The sequence below is a fragment of the uncultured Alistipes sp. genome (assembly GCF_902388705.1).
Taxonomy (GTDB): Bacteria; Bacteroidota; Bacteroidia; order Bacteroidales; family Rikenellaceae; genus Alistipes.
This window is the reverse complement of sequence record NZ_CABMQJ010000107.1, coordinates 1-3,450: the sequence shown is the minus strand read 5'-3', so window position 1 is coordinate 3,450 and position 3,450 is coordinate 1. Positions and strand designations below refer to the sequence as shown.

The window sequence follows — 3,450 nt, the reverse complement described above, 5'->3', positions numbered from 1 at the left end:
CGGTCGAACCGCGCGCTGTCGCAGCGTCCCGTGCCGCAGGAGATGCTCGACCGCATCGTGGCGGCCGCCGACCGCGCCCCGACGGCGAGCAATGCCCGGCAGTTGGGGTATACGCTCGTCACCGATTCCGCGATGCTGCCCCGCATCAGCGAATTTACACTCGGCGTGTTCGGCAAAATCGTGAGCCGCCTGTCGAACCCGCTCGTGCGTCCGTGGTTGAGCCGCCTGCTCCCGGACGTCTACCGCTATATCCCGGCGTTCAGGAAGATGAGCCGCGAGTATGCCGGGGGCCGCGACCGCATCCTGCGCGGAGCGACCGCCGTGCTGTTCATCCATGCCCCGAAACAGAGCCGCTTCGGCGCGGAGGATGCGAACCTCGCATACCAGAACGCCTCGCTGATGGCCGAATCGCTCGGCGTGAGTCAGGTTTATATGGGCTTCGTGATGATAGCCGTGCGGCAGGACAAAAGCGGGGCGCTGAATAAACTGCTGGGGCTCGACGGACGCCGCATCTGCGCCGTGATGGCCCTCGGCATGCCGCAGTTCCGCTATCCGAACTACATCGACCGCGAGGCGGCTCCCCTGACGCGGATTTAGGCGTGCCGGAAGAGGTGCTGCGCCGGGTGTTCGAAAGAAGTCCTGCGCCGGGTGCCCGGAATAAGTTGCCGTGTCGGGCCTCGGAAGGAAGTTCCGCCCCATGGGTGTCCGGAGGTAGGACAGCCGGGCGGATGCAATTGAAAAAGCGGCCTTGCTGAAGCAGGGCCGCTTTTGTTGTATTGTTCCCGGAGCAGGGTTTACGCCGGACGGAATTAGTACATGTTGTCGTACATCGACTGGCTCTTGTCGTATTTCAGGTCGGAGAGCGATGCCGCCTTGACGCCGATGTTGAAACTCCAGCTGCGGTGGAAGCCGAAAGGTATCCACGAGAACGACATCTGCCAGCAGTGCAGGTCGCGCGAAATGGAAATCGACGAGGTGGTGAGCTTGTTCGACTTTATGTCGTAACCGCCCTGGAACGTGATGCCGGTCTTGGGCGTTATGGTAAGGCTGCCGTTGAACTGGACGGTTTGCAGGACGTTCTTTTTGTAACCCTTGGGCGGGTAGTTGCCCGGGGATATGGAGTAGTTGATGTTGTAGCTGAAGCCGAAGTTCCACGGCAGCGAGAAGTCGTAGTACATCTGCGACATGTATTGCCGCCGCAGGACGGGATCCATGGTGTTGTACGGATCGTAATAGGGGTTGGCATACTCGGGCGGGATGCTCGTGATGTCGTTGATGGCGGTCTGCGAACGGTCGTCGCGCGATTTGAACGTATAGCCGAACGACCAGCCCGTCGAAATGATGCGGCCCGGGAAGAAAAGTTTGTTGTAGCGCTTGCCGTCGGGGGTCATGCGGTAGGGGTCGAGCGTGGCCGAGAGGTTGATGCCGAAGTTCTGGAAAATCGTCGTGCGGAACGAGATGGGGATGGTCGAGAGTTTCATCGAGTCGGCCAGGAAGTTGTACGAGCCGCTGATGCGCAGTTCGTCGATCAGCTTGAGTTTCTTCACGCCCGAGGTGTCGCGTTTGCTCAACACCTTCATTTCGAGGTTCTGCGACAGCGCGAAGTTCAGCGACATCGCCCGGCCCGAGCTGGGGACGCCGTAGGCGTTGACCGAATAGGGCGAGTAGGTCGTGAAACGGCCCGTGGAGTCGGTCTGCCGGGTCTTGTAATAGCCGTATTTCGGGTCGCCGAAGTCCGGGGCGTAGGAGAATCCGAACGAGGGCGTGAGTGTGTGGCGGATGGCCTGTATCTTGCGGTCCTTGCGTTTCTTGGTGAAGTCGTACATGCCGTAGACGGTCGTCGAGGCCGAGACGCTGAAGTTGTAGTTGTAGAGGCGGTAGAAACCGTACTGCGTGGGCAGCGTGTCGACCTTGTTGGTCATGGGGTTCCACTCGAAATCGACCTTCTTGAAGTACCACTTCTCGTTGTAGTTGGCCGAAGGCGAAATGTTGATGTAGTTGAACAGGTTGAACGACGCCGATACGGGGATGCTGTGCTCGATGCCGTTCTTCATGTTGTCGAACGTCTCTTTGGAGAATATCTTGTCCTCGGTGGTGGTCACCGAGTTGGTCATCTTACCCGTGTACTGCATCGAGATTTTCTCGTACCAGCGGTCTTTGCCCGTCTTTTCCTTGCGTTTGAAGGGGTAGAAGCGCGACACGTTGAATACGAGCGTCGGCAGCGTGACCGAAAGGCTCTTGTTCTGCGAGTTCTGCGAGATGGACATGTTCGCCGAGAGCGAGAAGGGCGTGCCGGCCCAGTTCTTCGAATAGGCGATCGACGAGTTGGTCTGTGTCGAGAGGATGTCGTTGAGGTTGGTGGCCGAATACTTGCTGTAACCGCTCGTGGCGAAGTTCACCGACGCCGAGAAGGTCGAGCCGGGGTTGGCCTTGGGATCCTGCGAGTGCGTCCACTGGATGCGGAAGTTGCTCTGCTTGATATAGTCCGGCTCGCCCTTTTCGCCCGTCTTGATATTCGAATACTGCATGTTGAAGCTGCTGCTGTACTTGTAGCGCTTGATGTAGCGCGACGCGGCCGACGCCTCCCACGAGCCCAGCGTGTAGATGCCGCCGCGCACGGCCAGGTCGGCGTAGTCGCCCAGCGTGAAGTAGTAACCCAAATCGCGCAGGAAGAATCCCTTGCTGTACTCCTCGCCGTAGGAGGGCATCAGCAGGCCCGACTTGGGCCCCATGTTAATCGGGAAGAATCCCTCAGGAATGCCGAGGAAGTAGATGGGCACGTCCTCCATCACGAGGTAGGCCGGGCCCGTGACGACCTTTTTGCCGGGAATGACTTTCGCCTTGGTCATCGCCAGGTAGAAGTGCGGATGATCCGTTTCGTCGCAGGTCGTATATTTGCCGTGTTCGATGTTCACCGTGTTGTCGGGCATCTTCTTCACGCTGCCGCCCACCAGCCAGCCGTCGCCCTGCTGGGTCGCCACGCCCTTGATTTTGGCTTTTTTCGACTCGAGGTTGTAGGTGATCGTGTCCATCTGGTAGGAGGCGTCGCCCTCGGTGAATTCGGGCTTGGTGACGATCGGTTTGCCCTCGAGCGAGTCGGGTTTGCCGTATGCGTAGATCATTTTTGTGTCCATGTTGATCTGCATGTAGTCGGCCTTGAGGTTGCTGTTCTGGTAGGTGATGTCGCCCTCGTTGTAGATGTAGACCATCTTGTTGCGGACGTCGTAAACCAGCGAGTCCTTGTTCTTGCCGGTGATGGGGTCGTCGAGGAACGCCCCCGGCTTGCGCGGCTGTTTGATAGTGTCGCGGGCGATGGTGTCGGCCTGCTGCCCGGCGAGTGAGTCGCTTTTCAGGGAGATGAGCGAGTCGACCTGCGCGCTGAACAGCGAGTCGCGCTCCTCCTGGGGCAGGGTTTCGAACTCGGCGCGGCGGCGGGCCTCTTCACGTGCG

Annotated in this window: 2 protein-coding genes; one reads left to right on the top strand and one right to left on the bottom strand. The window is 59.4% G+C overall.

All coding sequences use genetic code 11. From position 1 onward, the window contains the following. A partial coding sequence (locus QZT71_RS12155) for a nitroreductase family protein (RefSeq protein ID WP_295916596.1) occupies nt 1–597 on the top strand: 597 nt, incomplete at its 5' end. A 212-nt stretch (nt 598–809) separates the two neighbouring features. Here the strand turns inward: QZT71_RS12155 and QZT71_RS12150 are convergent. After that, nucleotides 810–3,450: putative LPS assembly protein LptD (locus QZT71_RS12150; RefSeq protein ID WP_295916594.1), on the bottom strand; the 2,641-nt coding region annotated here is incomplete at its 5' end.